At 31.5% G+C, this 19,612-nt stretch carries 14 protein-coding genes; 8 read left to right on the forward strand and 6 right to left on the reverse strand.

The window, feature by feature from the left end:
• The first annotated feature begins 211 nt into the window (after window positions 1-211).
• Entirely contained in the window at window positions 212-541 is a 330-nt protein-coding gene (locus F1Z66_RS11260; protein WP_149863721.1) for a hypothetical protein, read from the forward strand.
• 458 nt (window positions 542-999) lie between these two features.
• Here F1Z66_RS11260 and F1Z66_RS11265 read toward each other — a convergent pair whose 3' ends face one another.
• Complete coding sequence (locus F1Z66_RS11265; RefSeq protein ID WP_149863722.1) at window positions 1,000-1,209, reverse strand: hypothetical protein; 210 nt, start codon at window positions 1,207-1,209, stop codon at window positions 1,000-1,002.
• Window positions 1,210-4,005: 2,796 nt separating this feature from the next.
• Here F1Z66_RS11265 and F1Z66_RS11270 point away from each other — a divergent pair.
• The 3 genes from F1Z66_RS11270 (at window position 4,006) to F1Z66_RS11280 (ending at window position 6,524) form a co-directional block, all read left to right on the forward strand.
• Window positions 4,006-4,233, forward strand: a complete 228-nt coding sequence (locus F1Z66_RS11270) for a hypothetical protein (RefSeq protein ID WP_149863723.1) — start codon at window positions 4,006-4,008, stop codon at window positions 4,231-4,233.
• 852 nt (window positions 4,234-5,085) lie between these two features.
• Window positions 5,086-5,583 carry a hypothetical protein gene (locus F1Z66_RS11275; protein ID WP_149863724.1) on the forward strand — a complete coding sequence of 166 codons (498 nt, stop codon included), beginning with the start codon at window positions 5,086-5,088 and terminating at the stop codon, window positions 5,581-5,583.
• Window positions 5,584-6,248: 665 nt separating this feature from the next.
• Complete coding sequence (locus F1Z66_RS11280; RefSeq protein WP_149863725.1) at window positions 6,249-6,524, forward strand: hypothetical protein; 276 nt, start codon at window positions 6,249-6,251, stop codon at window positions 6,522-6,524.
• An 840-nt stretch (window positions 6,525-7,364) separates the two neighbouring features.
• On the opposite strand, the gene F1Z66_RS11285 is transcribed toward F1Z66_RS11280, so the two are convergent.
• On the reverse strand, window positions 7,365-7,910 hold the full coding sequence (locus tag F1Z66_RS11285) for a hypothetical protein (protein WP_149863726.1): 546 nt from the start codon (window positions 7,908-7,910) through the stop codon (window positions 7,365-7,367).
• 2,636 nt (window positions 7,911-10,546) lie between these two features.
• Between F1Z66_RS11285 and F1Z66_RS11295 the strand changes: the two genes are divergently transcribed.
• Both F1Z66_RS11295 and F1Z66_RS11300 read left to right on the forward strand, forming a co-directional pair.
• Entirely contained in the window at window positions 10,547-10,750 is a 204-nt protein-coding gene (locus F1Z66_RS11295) for a hypothetical protein (protein ID WP_149863728.1), read from the forward strand.
• Between the two features lie 59 nt (window positions 10,751-10,809).
• Window positions 10,810-11,106, forward strand: a complete 297-nt coding sequence (locus F1Z66_RS11300) for a hypothetical protein (RefSeq protein WP_149863729.1) — start codon at window positions 10,810-10,812, stop codon at window positions 11,104-11,106.
• A 182-nt stretch (window positions 11,107-11,288) separates the two neighbouring features.
• Here the strand turns inward: F1Z66_RS11300 and F1Z66_RS11305 are convergent, their stop codons facing one another.
• The 4 genes from F1Z66_RS11305 to F1Z66_RS11320 all read right to left on the reverse strand — a co-directional run bounded on the left by F1Z66_RS11305 (window position 11,289) and on the right by F1Z66_RS11320 (window position 17,060).
• Window positions 11,289-12,026 carry a glycosyltransferase family A protein gene (locus tag F1Z66_RS11305; RefSeq protein WP_149863730.1) on the reverse strand — a complete coding sequence of 246 codons (738 nt, stop codon included), beginning with the start codon at window positions 12,024-12,026 and terminating at the stop codon, window positions 11,289-11,291.
• A 105-nt stretch (window positions 12,027-12,131) separates the two neighbouring features.
• Window positions 12,132-12,497, reverse strand: a complete 366-nt coding sequence (locus tag F1Z66_RS11310; RefSeq protein WP_149863731.1) for a response regulator — start codon at window positions 12,495-12,497, stop codon at window positions 12,132-12,134.
• Window positions 12,498-12,592: 95 nt separating this feature from the next.
• A complete protein-coding gene (locus tag F1Z66_RS11315) occupies window positions 12,593-14,473 on the reverse strand; it encodes a sensor histidine kinase (RefSeq protein ID WP_149863732.1) in 1,881 nt (626 codons plus the stop codon).
• 358 nt (window positions 14,474-14,831) lie between these two features.
• Window positions 14,832-17,060, reverse strand: a complete 2,229-nt coding sequence (locus tag F1Z66_RS11320) for an Ig-like domain-containing protein (RefSeq protein WP_149863733.1) — start codon at window positions 17,058-17,060, stop codon at window positions 14,832-14,834.
• A 274-nt stretch (window positions 17,061-17,334) separates the two neighbouring features.
• Here F1Z66_RS11320 and F1Z66_RS11325 point away from each other — a divergent pair, with 274 nt between their 5' ends.
• Together F1Z66_RS11325 and F1Z66_RS11330 are read left to right on the forward strand one after the other, a co-directional pair.
• Complete coding sequence (locus F1Z66_RS11325; protein ID WP_149863734.1) at window positions 17,335-17,994, forward strand: hypothetical protein; 660 nt, start codon at window positions 17,335-17,337, stop codon at window positions 17,992-17,994.
• Window positions 17,995-18,188: 194 nt separating this feature from the next.
• Window positions 18,189-18,458, forward strand: coding sequence for a hypothetical protein (locus tag F1Z66_RS11330; RefSeq protein WP_149863735.1), 270 nt, complete (start codon window positions 18,189-18,191; stop codon window positions 18,456-18,458).
• Window positions 18,459-19,612: the final 1,154 nt, after the last annotated feature.

Below are 19,612 nucleotides of genomic sequence, written 5' to 3' on the forward strand. Positions count from 1 at the left end.
AATTCATAATTGTAAATCTTAATTTAATTTTGATTTTATTTCAAATAATTGATGTTCAAGTGGTCCTCATATTCTTCGAATAGTAACTTTAATAATTCAAGAAAACAGTATAGATCACATTCGATGCAACTTGACTAACTTAAAACAGATACTGCATTTCAACTTGATTATTTTGTTGATTTTACTTTTATCTATTAGCAATGCCTATATTTTGAATGCACAACCAATTACTAATCTTTCTGATGCCTCACCAGATGTTGTTAACATCATGATTACGAGCCTCGAGATCATAAAAAGTACTTCTGGTTCCTACTCCGTTACAGGTGCTATATTAAATAATTCGACGGAGAATGTAGATCATATTATGGTTAATGTTACTCTATTTGATGATAAAAATGATGAACAGAAAGTAATTAATAGATTTGTTTCAGGCCCATTTAAAATTTACCCACCCAATGCCATTGAGAGATTTAGTTTTATTATAGATTCTGGAAAATATGATTCCTACAAGGCTGAAGCGTTCGCAGACAGGGTTAAATAAATGGAGGTAGTGAATTTCAGAGTGAGTGGTTAACTAGTAATTAAATAAATTTTTTGAAATTTTCAATGGTCTTGGGTATTTCCTGTATGTATCTTGCTATAAATTTCGCCAGTTATCTTTGCATAGCGCATATATGATTAAAGGTGGTCAAAAAGAATATTTTGTTATTACTATTGTTTTTCTTAATATTGCAAAAATTTTATAAAGTTTTTGTTTGCCTACATAGGTAGCAATAATTATTCATAACCGAACAATCGGCACCTAAATATAGAATTTGTCCGATTAAGCGTAACAAAAGAAATTGAAGCATTTATTGGAGATAATTAATTGATTAATTAATTTCTTATTGTCCTGTTATTTTTTAAGTTATTAAATGGATTCTTTAATTTAGGAATAATTTTTTTAAAAAAAAATAATGAAATGCTAGAGTAGTAAATCTATTTACTTACCGAACTTGTTTACATTGGAGCAGTAGAGTTATCTGTTCCACCTGCAGTTGCATTTCCGCCTGTGGCATTACCTGATGAACCTGCATCCATTGTTGATCCCATGTCGCCACCTGGTGTTGTTGGTGTTTGAGCAAATGACGGTACGGCCATAAAGGCTCCTGCCATTAGAGATGCTGTTGCAAGAATACTTGCGATTGCAAATAATTGTATTTTGTTCATGTGGGTTAAACTGTTCTTTTATTTCATATATTTATTGGCTAAAATACTACTATATTTTTTTTATACTAACTATATAAAGGATGTTCTAATAAAAAGCGAGATTTTAAGTGAGTTATAGCAGATAAAACTCATTTTTTGAAAAATTATGATATTTAAATCCAATTTAATAGATATATTATTTCATTTAGAATATAAATATATGATTATCTGGTATTATAGAGTATTAAGTCAAAAGATCTGTTTTATAAGTAATCCTTAATTCAAACAACATTTGATAAACTCAAAGACGATTTTTTGAATGATTAGGAAGAAATATTTTACAAACAGTATTGTTTATTGGTAATAATTATTGTCGACCATACGCTATGATGATTTGTGCTTGTTATTGTTTGCACCCTGGATTGCCACAATGTGTAGGAATGTCTATTATGATATCTTTATTTTCTAAATATAAACATCTTGTTCCTTTGGAGATTCGTGATAGTACCGAAATTCTTGAATTAGATTACCATAGTATGAATATTCATAGAATATTGATTGGTGTGTTTTAATTTAATCTATTTGACATGGGGCAAAAAGGCGCAACTCTACTCTGGCAAATTATATCCTGCTAATAGGAAGAATGAGTATGATTATTGCATATGCATAAAGACGATTTATTTTACATATTTAGCAGGTAGAGAAAAAAAAGATTCTTGATGTTTTAGTATACTGTAAAAAAACTATCAAGCTGCAATAATAATAGTAATATCATTTTAGCAGATTTATTTAAATAGTAAAGGAAAACCCACACAGTTGACCAGAATTGTAGTTACTAAATTGCAGCGGCTATCTATGCTCTGCCGTCAAGAATTTGGTAAAGAATTTCAAGCAGTATATTTTGCAAACGTAACATTTTCCAAAATACCTCAGAAACAAGATTCTTAATATAAATAGTAATTACTATGTATTAGAAAAAGAGAATGATTAAGATTCAATGGCTTATTTGTTTGAAAAACCTCTATATACTAAGACTAGATATCTTTGGCATCATTTTCAAAGTATGTTTGGAATGAGACACCCCGCAAGTATTAAGCAAGAATTTTTAACAAATGTTCAAAGCAAAAAAAAGGACTCTGATTTATGAAATCTTCAACGATTATCTTTGACCACATATTATTATGTTAAAAAGGATAAAATTTTAAGAATCTACTTGTAGAGGGAAGTAGGAATGTTACAACTTTCTTTCTTTAACGGTACTACTGCCCTATGGAATTTAAAGCAATTAAATTAATTAGAATTAAAGGAACTAAATACAATGTTATTAATGTGATCACTTTTAATCCTTGGGGCTACCATTCTCAGATTTGCGCTTATCATTAATGGTGGCGATCTTCCTTTATAATGCTAGTATTTGTCATTCAACAAATAAACGATAAATCCTTAGAAACCTTTACGGTTTTGAGTTATTTGCATTATTGCAATTGTCTTCCATTGAGGAGAATTATTAGATTCTACTCTTTTTAATAACCTTTGTAAATTCTTATTTCTTATCACTATCAAAAACTTTTTTATCGTTTACGGCCACAAACTGGTTCTCATATTCTAAAAGTAGCTTCTCATAATGAATCGCTATCCAATTCAAGTTTAACTTATATGTTTCAAATATTCTTGAATTGTACTCTTCTGATTCATTAATTAAAAGCATAATTGAATTATTTAAATCCACTAAATGAAGTTTATGATGATTTAGTTCGAAAGTGCAAGTATACTATTAGAAGACCCAAAGCATCAAAAGTGTTAATATAAACGCTGATAGAAGGACAAAAAATACACTTTTAATTTAATTTCGATGTTGGCCTTTACTATACAACGATAGTCGTCCTATCTGATGTCGAAAATTTTACTGTAAAAAGTTAAAGGATTATGAACCATACTATTTTTAAACAAATATCTGATTTAATAAATGAAGGTATTTCACCACTTAAGTGAAGGGCTAATACTTTTATCTTTTGGGCCCTTCTCACTTGCAAATTGATGTCTTTACCTGTTAAATCACAAGGTGAGGCCAAATTAAGTAATTCTAACTCTATTTTTTTATTTCAATTATGTAATGAGGAAATAAATGAATACAACTATGCAATCGATTGCTAGTTTCAATTCAAGTCATGAGGATTAGCGAACTTAACTTTCCCCACATACAAAGAGGAAGAATGATTATTGTCAAATCTAACTGTCAAAATTAATAGAGGACTTTCCATTGCATGATTTATCATGAGAAAATACCGGAGATATGATTTCAATTAATTGTATTTGATATTGGATAATAAATAGAGCCGTTTTACTCACATTTTAGAGAAAATATTCTGACTTATATTTTAGATATTTCATTAATTGTTTTTGAAAACTTTAATTATATTTTAAAATAAAGATACCTAGTCATTAGTTTTCCGAAAATTTTGGTCAAGGCTGTATGGATTAATAGATGCCTTTAATGCCAATAGTAATCAGTCAATTATATTTTTGCCAAAATTCATTGATGCTATTTTAGCCTTCTTAGGTACCTTGTATCAAATTTTTCTCATCTTCTAAAGTTATATTGTTTCGTGGTTGAAGGATTTTTTCAGTTAAAGTTACACAATGGATATTCTAACAAGTTCATCTCATTAATTTTTTTATAAAATAAAAAATTTTATTTTTAAAGATATGATTCGATGATGGCTATTTTTTTTAATTATATGTTAAATAAACACTTACAATCTTTTTTCTCTTTTCAAAACGAATCTTAAAAATTTTTATAGGTGGATTGGAACCATAATGTCAATGATTACCAATAAATCAAAACTTTTATTAACCATCTGTTTTGTGGGTGCGGCCACTTGTTTGCTCATTAATATGATTAGTTCAACCGTTTTTGTTGCTGATGCAACCACTAATATAAAATGTGTAAAACCTTTTAAAGATCTAATAACACCAAGAGGAATAGTTTGTTTTCTACCCAAATCTTCAAGTCTACCTGATGCGCCGCCCCAAATATCCAAATAGTATATGAATATTGTACGTACTTCAAAATATGTTATTGTTAAGATTTGTCTTTTTTTTCAATTTGTAGTGATAATCTGGCTTGTTTCATTTATCTTTCATGTTATCAAATTGGGAACACAAGTAATTATTTTCTCCACACCATCTAGGAAAAATTTTTGTATAACGGTGATCTTATCCTTTTTAATACTACCTTGCAATTGTCATAATGAATTTAATTTTCGATGATGCGACTGACAAAAATCACATAATTTTCTAATCTCTTTTTTAACATTGGAAAAGGAATCAGAAAAGTGTAAAGATAACGGCTGTAAAATCAATTGCATTCCAATCTCCTGATCAAGTAGACATAGTGATAATAGTGTAGACTCAACCGATATTTCAGGATCCTTCTCAGTTACTGATATACTCAGTGGATAGGATTGAACATTGGCACCAGGTACTGACTTTAAGCATGTTGTGTCATTCAACCTTTTACCCCAGTTTATCCGTGTTGATGATGACTTGAAAGTAGTATATGTGTAACAAATATCCCTTTTACAAATATCCAATCTGCCAAAAAAATATTGTATTTTATAATAGCATTAGTATGGCTACGACAATGAAAATAATGCTGATTCCATTAATGACAATGGTGTATCCTGGCAAATAGGTCGATTACAAGGAAATACTCCATAATAATATTATTGTATTTGGTGTACAAGAATAAGATGTTGATTGATTGATTACTGTTATTTGCATAACCGTTCAAAAAATTCTTTTTATTAGCAGTCTTACAACACTGCCTTTCCTTTGACTAATCTCTACTTCGTATTTGCGAATAATTTATATATATTGTATTTTATTAACAATACGATGAATAAAATTGCTTTGGCATTTACTTCAGTCGCATTGATTGGAGCAATTGCATTAATAACACAACTTTCAGGTTCCACAGTATTTGCACAACAAACAGAACAATCAACACCTTTCGTCGTACAAAATACAACTAAATCAATGCAAGATCCATTACCAGGTCACGAAATGCATCAGATTGTGATTGCTGCTCCACCTCGAGATGACGGTAAAATATATTCAGGAATTGCTTCTTTTACTGCAAGTCAACCAGTTGAAGTAGTAATGTTACATCCATATCAATCAGGACAAAATACAACTGAGACAGGTGAGCCATTAAATGCACCCTTTGGTGATGGCAAAGTTGCAATATCTTTGATGAAACAATTTACCGATGCCCCTGTTAGTTCAGGTTCATTTGTATTTGCTGGTAACGCATTGGCATTTCATAATATAGAAGGAAAACCATTTGTTATAACATACACTGTAGACGGACATATTGACTCTTTGACACAATAATAATAGAAAAAAAGGGTGAGAGTTTCTCTCCTTTTTTATTCTATTTTTTTTAAACACGACGTGTCTCCAGCATCAAAAATTGATTTTTATCATTACTATTTTTACTATACCGAGATTCTTTTTCCCTAATTCCTTATAGTTGCTTACGCTTGGCAAAAACACAATCGCAACAGTCCAAGCCAACATATATTGCTTTGAAAACCTTAATTCATTCTTATTAAAAATCTTCAACTAGATATCTAAACTTTTTAGGTAAAATTAGGATATTTATTATAAATTGAGTTTTAAAAAATTGAAAAAGGTAATTCATCATTGAAATTATACCCAAACTTGGAATTGCCACTTTATTAGCTATGTTAGGGTATAATTTGTTCATCACACCATATATGTGGTAAAGAACAATGACATTTATTTTCTCAATCTAAGATATTGCTCTGATTCTCCTCTCTGATATGTTGTCAACACAATTAGACTTAAAATAAAGTGAGACTGTATTTCACATCAAACTAAATTGATTATATTGCTAAAAAAATACTTTATGTGCACTTTGGTGTCAGCTGGATTTAACACATTTTTTCAATAAATCTTTTAGTAATTTAAATAAGGTAGATTTTTTCAGTAACAGGTTGCTCAACTCAGTTATATTAAATTACAAATATGGATTCATGGATAAAAAAGTTAAATTATCAATCCTTTCAATATTCCTCGCAGCAGCACTAGTGGGTTCAGTTGTAGCTTATGGTGATAACATGGCATATGCTGGTGGTGATAGTCACCACAAAAAGAAGCAATCAAACGATATGGCTCAATTCATAGGACAAGATGCAAGGACAGGTGAATCATCAAGTTGTGGTTCAGAAAACGACACCATAGCCGGATGCAATAACTTGGACTTTACCCTTAATCTAAATGGTGGAAATAGCGCCGGCGGCCAACAATAAAATCTATAGCCTAGACAAATCCTTTTTTTCTTTATAGTTTTTTTATTCTATTCTGAAGCCGTTGTTATTGATCGTCTTATCTAACGAAATATTCTTAATTTCTAAAAATTACAAAAAAATTTACGTTTAAGGATGAGTTGGGTCTAGTCTCTCTCTATATAGATGTATATTTATATAAAAGAATCGCCCCACCAAGTCCAATAATCTGAACCATTTTTAAGATTTCAGGGATAGGTATCCAAAAAAAGTGTTAAATGCTACTAATATAAAATTATCTGCATTGGCAACGGCAGGCTAATAATAGTTAATTAATAATGACTGGTCTCATTTTGAAAATTTCTTCGTATTTTGTTTCTATACACACGGCTTTGAGTCTTAATCTAGTTTATCTAACTCAAACTTCATCATTATTAAACAGTCATTATAATAATGATGATTTTGAAGCCCTGTAAGAATTAGTGATAATTAGAGAGAGCGAGAATTAAGAGTAAAGTCTTTGCATTTACATGTGTTAGCGGTAAGGCAACTAAACTATTTGTGACATTGCCAATTTCATCTTCATTTCTACAAAAACGTTAAATACCTAATTGGCTAATTCCTTTTTGCTCAAACAAATTACAAAAATATTTGATTTATTTAAACTTCGCAGATCAATGTGCGTTCTTGTCATTAATGATTAAACTATCTCATTTAGTTAATGATCAGAGTCATAATGATCAAATGATTAATTTTGTTGTTAAAATAAAAACCTTCGACTTTCAGAGATCTACTGTAACTGCTTCTAGCTACCAAATAAGTGGTGGATTCTAGTGCAATAAAATTTTTAATAGTTGAATTCAGTTAGGGGTTAAAGACACCCGAGAAAAATTTTGACACCCCATCAAATATTGTAACTTTTAATCCGTTGTCGGTATTGTCTTGATTGCCTGATTTTTGATCATTTTCAATTACTGGTGCCAATTCTTTAGGTTCGGAAATAGATGCCTGATCAGTTGATATTGGAGTTTCACTCATTATTGTTGTCGATGCTTTAGTTGGCATGGCCTTATTGCAATATGCATTTATAATATCAATATCTTCTCCGCTAAATATAAAACATAATTCTGACAAGGATTGGTTATAACCGATTGAATTTTGGTGATTGCATATATTAGTTGCTTGCTGGGTATTTGATCCAACAGGTGATTGAATGTATTCCGTTACCTGACAAATTAGAATGTCCTTAGTTGTATGGGACTGATTTTCATTTTGACCAAAAACTGTGTGGCTAGGGTAAAAATTAATTAACAGGAGAGGCAAAAGAATGGCAGCTGTTAAAATAATATTCTTATAATCTGTATATTTTCTTTTGTAAGCGATTTTGATTGTTTTGATTTGAAATTGCATTTCAATTCAAATAATTCACAACTAAAATATAAATATTGTTTTGGCTTTTGAACTCAAATTGCTATTTATTGAGAATAAAAAACAAAATACTTCTCTGCCATTTTCTAACCTTAACCAAACTACAACTAATGCAGTATGACTAAGAATTGTATTTATAATACTACAAGTTTTTATCGCTTTGTCATAAGGCACTAATAATATTATTAGCTGATCTTATTTGAGAGAAACCTACAATAATTAAATGTCTTTTATTAAATGAATCTATCATTTTAAGTAGATTTTTCATAATCCTTTATGGATTCCAACCTTTTTAAAGGTATTGGATATTATAAACAATGTATAACAAAATCAATGATATTGTTTTATCACGATATCCTTAATTTTTTCTCTTCCTCTTCTAACTATTTTCACTCGATATTTTTGCCTACGGTTATTCTACCTTACCATCTTTATAGATATGGGGATAGATTGTCTTTTCGGTCCCAAATTTGAAAATAGAATTTAGGCATGCTAAAATCCTTCATCTAATTTCATTTCCGCAGCTGGGTGCTACAAATTTTTCAAAAATTTATGGTAATTGAGTACGTTATGGTTACAAACGTCTTGAGACTGCTAAAGTTGTCTTACTTTCTAATATTCATCAAGTCTTTATATGGGCATTATATTTGCCACTTTGGTTAACAAAATCAAACATTGAAATTTGAAGAGATTCATTATCAGTTAATTTTTCATGTCTAATAAGGTGTTGTCTTAGTTGGAAATATTTTATGCATCAGTATTATTGGATCCCAACTGATACAGTAGTCATCAAAACTGATATCAATATGCTATTCCTTGACATCTTAAACATTATTTTTGAACTTTTCACAGAATGTGGAAATTTTGTAAGATATGAAAATAATTTAAAGGATGGGTAATTTTGGATTTTTTTTGTAAAAGGAGGAAGAGACGACCTAAATGCCAACTATAAAGTCAACAATTAAAAATCATTTCGTGAAAACCTTTACCACATATTTCATCTATTACATTAGTAATGTTCGGTTTAACTATTTCTTTGAAATTTTCAGGCTTGCATACATGCTCAAATTGAATAGAATATTGTTCTATAAAAATTTAAATGATCGTTACGTTAGCACAGAAATACGGTATTTCATATATTGTATTACCCATAAGAAGTTTTATCAAAAGCTTCTCATGGGTAACTAATTAACAGCATCTAGGAACTGATAAGAAATAGCATATCAAAAGCAGGTTTTAATAAATGGCAAATTTGAGCAACCATCGTTGTTGACTCCTTTGGGACAACAATCAACGTGCTTTTTTATATGGCAAAACAAAGTAATCATTCCTTCAGAGTAATTCAATCTATTATCCACCTATAATCTACAACAGTTTTTTCTATTGTTTTTTTAAGTTGTAAAAATAACTCATTCTAATTATGATGCCAATGCCTAAAAACAAATATCCGATATTAAAAAAGAGGTCAAAAATATAGTTATTGAAAGTCCCAAGAAGATCATCGTATCCATAGGTTAAATCTCCCATAAAAAAGAAGAAACCAAAAAGCGCGATTAATATCCAGAACCTGTTTTCTTTATTAATTGAAATTGACCTTCCTTTAAAATAATACATTAAAGACCCCATCACAATAAATAAATCAGCCAGGGGGTAAAAAAATAATAGAGTCAAGTCATATATGTTACCACTATAGAGTGGTATTTGGTAAATAAATACCGATAGGTAAATAACATAGAATGTCATGATAAAAAAAGTGATTAAAGCACTTATTATTATCGAAAATTCTATCTTGTAGATCTTGTTGATTATTACTAGATAAGCCAATAATAGCAAATATCCTACGAGATAAAAGAAATCAGCTAGGGAAGGATAAGGGTCTTCTTTTAAAAAGCCATTGTAATAACCAAAAATGCATTCTGCAACAAACCATGTGAAAGAAGCAAAAAATATTAAAATATATGATTTATTTACGACTCTTACTGAAGTATTTGGCTTTCGTAGAATCATTAGAACCGTAATTGGAAATATAAGAACTCCTGAAGATAATATATTTGGTAAATTAAACTCATTATAGGTTTTTGTAAAATAAAGTAAAAAGGAAAGAATCTGAACCCAGATGAAAACAAAAATCACCTTTTTTTCTGATATTTTGTCTTTTAGGTAGAGATTCAGAAGATTTGTAACTAAATTCGCCTATATTACCTTTAATCTTTTTTCTTCTATATATCACTAGATATGCTTTCTGATCATAATTGCATGAGTGAATTTGCTGACATGACAAAATCGCATGTTTGTAAATGTTGTTCCAATGATTTCAGTGATTATAGTAGATTTTAATCATTAAAATAATATTAGCATAGTTGTTTTTTATTTTCAAAATATTGCCCATGCAGAACTGAATTGATCGGAAGTGTCCTTGGTCCCGTACTGAATTTTATTGAGATTTGATATTGGTTGTCTTGATAATAAAGGGTTCAATACAACATACTTTTGCAGGCTCTGTTAACTTAACGAAAAAGCTATAGTTTGAAGATGCCCTATTTCCACATGGTTATCAAAAGAAACAAAGAACATCTTCGTTTGATATCGAACGTGCATTATATTTGTACTTTCTTGGTTTGTCGACTAGATGTGTTGCCAAAGCATTGTTATTCTTACATAATGTTAAGAGAAGCCATGTATCGATTTGGAATTGGATTCAAAAATGTCATCCTAGAAAAACATCCTCAAAGAAAAGAAGAACAGTTGAGGAATTCATTGTTGATGAAACATTACTTAAGGTAGGTCCAGAATTAATATGGCTTTGGATTGCAATCAATTGAACCAGAAAGTCATCAAATTCTAGCACTTTTTTGCCAAAGGAATAACTCAAGAAAGAAACATGTTAATTGCTGAGAGGTTTCTGTCAGGAGCTGTCAGAGACTATGGAAAACACCCTGTATCCACAGATGGCGGGACCTGGTATCCAATGGCTTGTCAGTTTCTCAGACTAGATCATCATGTTCATTCTCCTTTAGAGAAAAGCATGATTGAAAGGACAATGCAATATATCAAGGACAGAACTGAAAGTTTTGATGACTACTTTCCGTGTAGACAGAAGAACTGTAAACTAAAACATGTGCGGAACTGGTTGAATCTTTTTGTCGAATACCACAACAAGGAGATGATTTATGCTTAAGTTAACAGCGCCCTTTTGCAGCAATTAATCTATAAAAGGTTGAAAGCAGCATAGTACCAATTTTCTATTATATTGTACCTACCCTATAGAAATCCATTAGTAATAAAAAAAAGAATGGATTTGATTCTTTAATTAAAAAACAATGTATGCATTTGAAATGAATATTTACAGTATTTGGGCTTTCATGTGCTTTTGTGAGGATGCCATTTATCAATGAGTCTTGTACGATCGGAAGTAATCCTATTTCCAATACCTGATGTGTTTTTGTCGTGCATACGATATTTAAATAATCTTAAGGGTATCAGTTTTCCTTTCAAACCCGCCTTGATTATCTTTTGCCATTTATGGTGTTTGGTGTCAACTCTAACTGATAAATCAAATGGATAACATTCTTTTAATATTTTAGTGTATGTCAAGCCAGACTCTGGAATATAGCTTTTAAGCAATGCATTTTCTTCTTCAAATTCCTCAGAGATTCCTTGACTAATTATTTTACCGCATTTATCTACCAAATCTAAATTTGTATAAACAAACCCTACCTTGGAATTATTTGCGTTTTCTTTGTCCAATTCTGATTTTGATATTTCTATAAATCTGTCATATAAAATATCGTCAGAATCTACAATGGTACTGTACTTCCCATTGCTTAATTCGATGGCCTTATTTAATGATCTGATTCTACCTCCATTATCAGGGTAGTAGAAAAAATTTACCTCTATTCCTTCTTTTTTAAACATTTTAAGTTTTGTTCTAAATATCTCGATAGAATTATCATTACTTCCATCATCAACAAAAACAACTTGAATAGGTCTGTGAGTTTGCTTTATGATGCTATTAAGGCATTCTGATAGATATACTCCATAATTATAATTGCAAACAAGTATGCTTACTAAATTAAAGTTATTTGAATGTATGATCATATCATGGTTCAATCCAATCAGGTTAGACTCTACTATATATCGAAATCATTTGAAATAATCAATCCACTTCTTGTTCCTAAACAGAAGCCATTGCAAAACAAGTATTTAAACGCTCAAATGTAGTTCAATTAACTTTTCCAAGTCATTCAACGCTAAAGGTTTATTTATTATGCCTTTGGCACCTGAGTTAAGCATTCTTTGTACTTCTTTTTGGTCAATAAAAGATGCAGTAAAAATAATGATATTTTTCTTTGAAACTACACCTTCATCCTTTAAAGTATCAAAAATCTGGATGCCACTCATATCGGGAATTGCCAAATCTAGCAAGACCAAATCAAAATCATTTTTTTGTAAAATTTCTAGTCCTTTCTTGCCGCTTTTTTCAGTAATGCAATCAATGCCATTTACATTAAAAAAAAACGAAACAACTTCGAGAGTTTCTTCATTATCGTCTATGACAAGGACCTTCATTAACAATCACTATCGATTTTTACTATATTAAGGTTATTTTGGTACATTTGTAATATTCTCTTCAGAATACAGATCGAAAAAGGTGATAAAGATAATTAATCTACAGGCAGAGTGAATTTAATTGATGCCCCGCCTGTAATGGATTTTTCTATCCATATTTGGCCGCCATGAGATTCGACTATTCCCTTGCAGATTGCCAAGCCCAAACCCGTACCGCCATGCTTTCTGGTTATAGAAGTATCAATCTGATAAAATTTTTTAAACATACCATCCATCTTTTCAGTTGGTACACCTGGTCCATTATCTTCTACAGAAAATAAAACGAATTTTTTTGGATTTACTCTTGAATCCAAGTTTTTATGATGAATGTTCTCAAACTCTTCTACACGGATTTTGATTTTACCATTTTTAGGTGGTACAAAGTCAATTGAATTCTTAATCAAATTACCAAGGACTTGATTAATCCTTTGAGGGTCACATTTTACTTTTAAATCCTCTTTAATTTTTATTTCTGAGACAAGCTCAATGTCCTTCTCGCTGTCCTGAGTTTTGATTATTTCATTGAACTCATTGGTTGCATTTTCAATAAGGATATCTAAACTTGTACTTTCCTTCGTTAACTTTAGCCGATTCATTTCAAGTTTATATACATCCAAGATGTCTCCTACAAGTCTTTCCATCAATTTTACGTTTCTAATTATAGAATCTACTGCCTTCTTTTGCTTTTCATTAATGTCGCCAGTGTATTTAGGATTAAGTAACATGCCTGCAAATGCTTTTATGGGCATTAAAGGAGTTCGAAGCTCGTGACTAACCATCGAAATAAATTCTTCCTTAGACTTTTCAGAAGCCACTAACTTTTCATTAACAATTTCTAGCTTCTGATTAGCATCATTAAGTTCATTAGTTCTTTTTTTAACCTCTTTTTCCATATCCTTGTTCCAATTCCTCAAAATTAAAACTACAATTATTACACCCGCGGACATGGTTGAAAAGATGAGGATACTTTGAATTCTTTCGACATACATTATTTCATTTATATCATCATATATCGAATTAGTGGGTGTTACTATCGCTATACCATAAGCTAATTTCCCATCAATCATAATCGGATAGGCGGTGTTGTATCTGTCTCCAAGATCTGTGGTGTACAATCCCTGGTCTTCACTTCCGTTAAGAAGATTGTGTATTATTCTGTTAAATACGCCATTACTGTTGGTAACTGCTTGTATAGCCGGATCATTAAAATTTTTACCTATATTTTCGGTTCTAGGGCTAATAATTATAGTACCGTTCTTATCATATCCTACGAGATATTGACTCTTGATATTGTAAATATTTCCGAATTTTTCAAAAATCTCAGAGACAGGGGCCGATGCAGCAACAAGACCCAAGAAGTTGCTTTCTGATTTGTTATTGGCAAAGTAGTTATTGTTGGCGGTATCATCAACTCTTGCTCCTAAATTAAGGAGTGAATCAGTATTATTTATTATTGGAAAAGTTATTGCAATTCTGGTTTTTCTATCAGGTCCTTCAAAAACCCCTGAAAACACTGGTTCTTTGGATTCAACCGTGTCTTTGACATATTCTCTAAAAGATAAGTTCATCCCTAAAAATAGGTCTTCTCCTTTTGGAGCAAAGCTACTTATTATAATACCGTCTTTATTTAATATGTACATTCTATCTGCTTTTTTACTCAGGTCATGGTATGTACTATTTATTTGATCATCCAAGAAGTTTATTATCAGATCTATGTCTTGAGTATTGGTGTCTACTTTTGTAATATTAGAATTAAATTTTTCCTTTAACGCTTGGATATGTGCTACATTTTCTATCATCTTGTAGATCGAGTTTAGGTCTGAACTAATCCCGTTTGCAATGGATTTTCCTGATTGGTTCTGCATTGATATATGCTGAATTAGTAGAGTTTTTAGTGCATCCTTTTCATTTGTTTGCTGGAGATAGAAATAAATCATATTTGAAAGAACAACCAAAGAAATTATGAAAACAAGAGTTATCAGGTGAATCCTTAGCAAGTACGATATCGTGACTCATCCTGTATAAAAGAATTACTCATATTTTGGTACATTTGTAATGCTACTTTCTCACTCAAATGGGGTTGGCCCAATGTATTTCATGATTGTACAAATGTAAGTAACAAAGGTAGAGTTCGATAATAAGCCTATAATTCGATATAAATTTGTAAAGAAAATATGTAACCAATATTTCAAGTATGAGGCAAGTTATAGAGTTATTTTTCTGCTACTAATAATTGGAAAAAAATTGATCAATAAAAAAAGAGAATGTTTTAGGTGCGGAGTAAATACTGTCTTGTTATCTACCAAATAGGTTTTTCATGTTTTCTGCAAAGCCAGGGAATCCATCCGAAAACACACCGGTGGTATTATTTAATGGATCAAGTGGGTTTGCTGGGGGGACTGATGCGTTTGAGGTAGATTCTCCGTCAGGTGTACTGCTTGAAGTGTCGTCATCTCCAGATGTATCGTCAGATGTTGGTGGAGGTGTACTGCTTGAAGTGTCGTCATCTCCAGATGTATCGTCAGATGTTGGTGGAGGTGTACTGCTTGAAGTGTCGTCATCGTCATTGGTGCTGGATGAATCAGGTTCAACTGGGGCTTCAGCATTTGATACTCTGATTACCACAGGTGCAGTATTGCTGTCTGCAACACCATCGTTGGCTTTGAATGTGAATCTATCCTGTCCTGTAAAGCCATCGTTGGAAGTATATGTAAGGATACCTGTATCTTCATTAAAGTCTGATATGGTTCCTGATTTTGGGTCAGAGACTATGGAATAAGTCAAAGCATTACCTTGTGGGTCAGTGGCTTTGAGTGTTATTTGTGTAGGATCAGCCGTATTTGCTGTTACGCTTTGTCTTTCGGCTACAGGTGGCTGATTAACTTGATTCACTGTTATTACCACAGGTGCAGTATTGCTGTCTGCAACACCATCGTTGGCTTTGAATGTGAATCTATCCTGTCCTGTAAAGCCATCGTTGGAAGTATATGTAAGGATACCTGTATCTTCATTAAAGTCTGATATGGTTCCTGATTTTGGGTCAGAGACTATGGAATAAGTCAAAGCATTACCTTGTGGGTCAGTGGCTTTGAGTGTTATTTGTGTAGGATCAGCCGTATTTGCTGTTACGCTTTGTCTTTCGGCTACAGGTGGCTGATTAACTNTTCCTGATTTTGGGTCAGAGACTATGGAATAAGTCAAAGCATTACCTTGTGGGTCAGTGGCTTTGAGTGTTATTTGTGTAGGATCAGCCGTATTTGCTGTTACGCTTTGTCTTTCGGCTACAGGTGGCTGATTAACTGGTTCCAAGTTTCTTATCGTTACTTTGATAGTTTTTTCTGAAGAAAGATCATTTTGGTCTGTTACCGTAACCTTGAAAAATGCAATTTGATTTGATGTTCCATCCAAAACTGGGGTATCGAAGAAGGCGCGTGATCTGTCCGAATTATACAGGTTTAAAGAAAGACCTGCAATCTGTTCCCATTGGTAGTCCAGATTCTTGCCATCTTTTGAATCAAAACTTCCAGAGGCATCCAAACTAATTCTATTTAGCCCTTCATCTACGGTAATCTCATTTTCTAGACTGATTGTAGGTGGATTGCAACCTGTTCTATCTCTAATAGTTGTAAAGGAGTTGTCCACGAAATTTGTGACATCTTGGTTAAATGCATCCAAAACGGTGGCAGTAGAGAATTTATATGCAAAAGAATCGAGATATTCGCATATCAAATGATCATAACTCCCATCATTTTGAATGTTTCCTAGTGCGTTGTTTAATGAATCCACGAATTCAGTCTTGAGATTGTTAGGAAGAATTATGGTGGACACAAAATCTCTTAAATTAACTATGGCATCTGCGAGAGGAATAATGGTCCAAGAAAATTGTTGCGGTTGGATTTCTTTATTTCCTGATGTATCAATTGCTCTTACTTGGAATAAGTGACTTCCTGAATCCAAATTCATGTAATAACAGCCAGCATTGTTATCGGAATTATATTGTATTGTGCTAGGACGCCAATTTCCGTTATCTAATTTGCATTCAAAACCTTTTATCCCTACTAAATCTGAACCATTAAATTGAAATCCAATGTCGTCTGCGTTTGTGAGATCATTATTATTGAGCAATCCCATCCAACTAGTCTTCACAACACCAATCTGAGAAGTCGGGGGTGTTGTATCACGGACTGTAACATCAAATGAATCAACCGCTTCATTTCCGTTATTGTCAACGGCCCTACATTCTACTCTTGTGCTACCTAATCCAAATATACTACCCGAGGATGGTGAACAAATGACTTCAACTGGGGCGCCAGTGGCATTTTTTGCATTGACATCATAAGTAACCTGGGCTCCATTGGGTCCTGTTGCTTCAGATATTATGGGCCCTGACGGCAAAGTTATTTGAGGAGGAGAGTCATCTTGAGAAGAGAGTGGTTGTGCATGGCTGATATTGATAGGCAACAGTGCAGGCAATGTTGAAAATGCAGTTATTAGAAATATGAAAAGGAAGGGAATTTTTTTCAATAATCAAGTCTAAAAATAGTGCTATTTAAAATTTTTAGATAGGGCTTTGCAAATAGAAGCTGAATAATAGGATTTTTCTTTGCATACCTTGCAGGTCTAGAAAACCTAAAGACAGGGCAAATAAGTTTGCAAGACATCTAAAACGGTCAAAAAGTTGTCAAATATTCGTCAAATCCAAGATTAAAATTGGTCATTTTTTCACTGCATAATAGTCTAACCTTTGAAATGATTACCTGATTTAATGTCTTATAAGGAAAAAATTTGATACAGGTCCATGATTGCTTTAAACATTAAGCAAAAAGTAATAGAAGAATGGCTTGGCGGATTATCAAGACGTATAATTGCGAAGAATAATGATATATCTGAAGGTTCTGTTAGCTCAATTACCGCACAATTTGAAAGAGAATATGGAATTGTTAATAATGCAAGAGAAATAGCGAGATTTCTTTACAAAAATGGGATTGACTATTTACAATTTGGAAGAGCAATCAGATTCCACCACAATCTTGATTCTTGCGGCGTATCTTATGAAAAGGCCGGTGAAACTTTATTTCGCCTGCAAGAGCATTGCTTTAGAAATAATATTGATCTAGACACATTTCTTAGCCATTTTAACACAGTTATCGATAGACTTGACGGTATTTCAATACCAATAGAAAAATTTGACGAAATAATTGAAGAAAAATCCAAGACAATTGACAAACAAAATTGTATGATCGAAAAAAACAGGATATTTTTAGAAGAACAAAACAAGAGAATTATAGAAGTGGAAAAACTTAAACCACTACTTCCGATTCATGCAAAATACCTTGAATCAGTTGAATCCGGAAAGATCAAAGATGAAACGATAAAAACATTGAGAATAATTATTAAACTACTCCTAAAGCAAATCGAATTACTTAAGGGTAACAAAGAGAATGAAGAGAAATTATAGATTTTCTCATGGCCTTCAGAATTCCCTTTTAACACTTTTTTCTGGTTGAATCTTTATAAAAATATGGAGAATAAAAGTACTTCTATTACAAAATCTTTTTAAAGAATCTAATTTAGTAAGATTATTTCAGAATCAGATTAAACAATCCAATTATATAATATATCAATAAATGTTGCATGGATAAGAAAATTAAAATGTCAGTCCTTTCAATATTTGTTGCAGCAGCATTAGTTGGTTCTATCGTTGCAATCAGCAATATCGACAACAAAGCCTTTGCAACTGGTGACAACCACCATGACAAGAAAAATATAAAATCGAATGGAGCACTGCAAGGAATAGGTCAAGACACAGAAACATTACAATCATCAAGCTGTGGTTCTGGTAACGATACAACAGCTTCATGTAACAACGTTGCTTTGTCATTTAACTTAAATGACGGAAACAACGCATTAGGTCAACAATAAGACCCTTTTTTTATTTCAAGGTTAATAAGTTCTTTCTCTTTCTGGATTTTATTAAAATAAAGCTCTAATTTTATTGGATCTTACCTTCTCCCTTACTTTGCAGCAAATCCACATGTTGAGTTGATAATTAAGACTGGTAAAAATTATAAGAAAACATCTGTAATTTTGAATTAAATGAATTCTGTCTTAAAATATGTTCTTATATCATTCATAGTACATTATTTACCGATTATGAAAACTTGTTTATGGAAGTGTATATATCCCCCTGGTTTATAGTTGAGTGGTAGTTCTGATAAAATATGAAAATATGTGCAGTAGTTTAATGCAATACATTAGCAATGCAAAAATATTGAAGTGGAAATTTTTTAGGAAATAAAATAATTTAAGTAGGTAATATTACCATGAGGATCTTTATAAAAAATTTAAGAGGAAGTTACAATATTAAAATAAAAAATCCACATTGGCAAAATTGTGTAGTTGTTCATCCAGACATATAGCTGTATTTGTTAAATACATCTAATACTTGAACATATGTGGTATTACTGTGCCATAATAACTTAATCGGATTACTTTATAGGTCTTGAATAAGATATACTACCAAAAAACCTGTTACTGATACAAGAATAGGACAATACTTCAAAGTAATATCATATAACTTCTTTCCATAATCTATAACAAAATTTTATTAAAATTGGGGAAAGGCACCCCATGTATTTTACGATATAAAATGCTATCCGGCAAGAAATTAATAATTAGATAATTAAATTACTTTGAATGATATCGCTATTTTATTTGGTTCTACAATTACCAGATTCTCTCTTACTGTACTTTGTTTAAAAACATGAACTAGTTTATCAGGAAATATCTGCCTTAAAACTGATAGAAACAGGAAAGTATCGTATTTGGATATAATTTTAATTATCAAGGTATGCTATTGAGAAAACAATGAATAAGTCATTTTTTAATTTGTGCAAATATATTGTTTGTTACTTGTTTACCATCACACATAACCTAAGTATCCAAAGATCAAAATTTTCATGGTAAAAGTAGTACATCTTTTATCAATTCCTTAGAAACAGAATTAGACTTCTTTGACATTTCAGATCTTGCGTATCAAACCGTTTTTGGAAAATTATTATACCCGAGTTTTTTTA

Source organism: Candidatus Nitrosocosmicus agrestis (genome assembly GCF_008389435.1).
Taxonomy (GTDB): domain Archaea; phylum Thermoproteota; class Nitrososphaeria; order Nitrososphaerales; family Nitrososphaeraceae; genus Nitrosocosmicus; species Nitrosocosmicus agrestis.

Excerpts from the sequence above, each read along its gene's own strand:
- F1Z66_RS11300 (WP_149863729.1), top strand. The coding sequence starts at position 10,810 with ATGTTAATTGCTGAGAGGTTTCTGTCAGGAGCTGTCAGAGACTATGGA.
- F1Z66_RS11265 (WP_149863722.1), bottom strand. The coding sequence starts at position 1,209 with ATGAACAAAATACAATTATTTGCAATCGCAAGTATTCTTGCAACAGCA.
- F1Z66_RS11315 (WP_149863732.1), bottom strand. The coding sequence starts at position 14,473 with ATGATTTATTTCTATCTCCAGCAAACAAATGAAAAGGATGCACTAAAA.
- F1Z66_RS11280 (WP_149863725.1), top strand. The coding sequence starts at position 6,249 with ATGGATAAAAAAGTTAAATTATCAATCCTTTCAATATTCCTCGCAGCA.
- F1Z66_RS11305 (WP_149863730.1), bottom strand. The coding sequence starts at position 12,026 with ATGATCATACATTCAAATAACTTTAATTTAGTAAGCATACTTGTTTGC.
- F1Z66_RS11310 (WP_149863731.1), bottom strand. The coding sequence starts at position 12,497 with ATGAAGGTCCTTGTCATAGACGATAATGAAGAAACTCTCGAAGTTGTT.
- F1Z66_RS11330 (WP_149863735.1), top strand. The coding sequence starts at position 18,189 with ATGTCAGTCCTTTCAATATTTGTTGCAGCAGCATTAGTTGGTTCTATC.
- F1Z66_RS11325 (WP_149863734.1), top strand. The coding sequence starts at position 17,335 with ATGATTGCTTTAAACATTAAGCAAAAAGTAATAGAAGAATGGCTTGGC.
- F1Z66_RS11275 (WP_149863724.1), top strand. The coding sequence starts at position 5,086 with ATGAATAAAATTGCTTTGGCATTTACTTCAGTCGCATTGATTGGAGCA.
- F1Z66_RS11285 (WP_149863726.1), bottom strand. The coding sequence starts at position 7,910 with ATGCAATTTCAAATCAAAACAATCAAAATCGCTTACAAAAGAAAATAT.
- F1Z66_RS11270 (WP_149863723.1), top strand. The coding sequence starts at position 4,006 with ATGTCAATGATTACCAATAAATCAAAACTTTTATTAACCATCTGTTTT.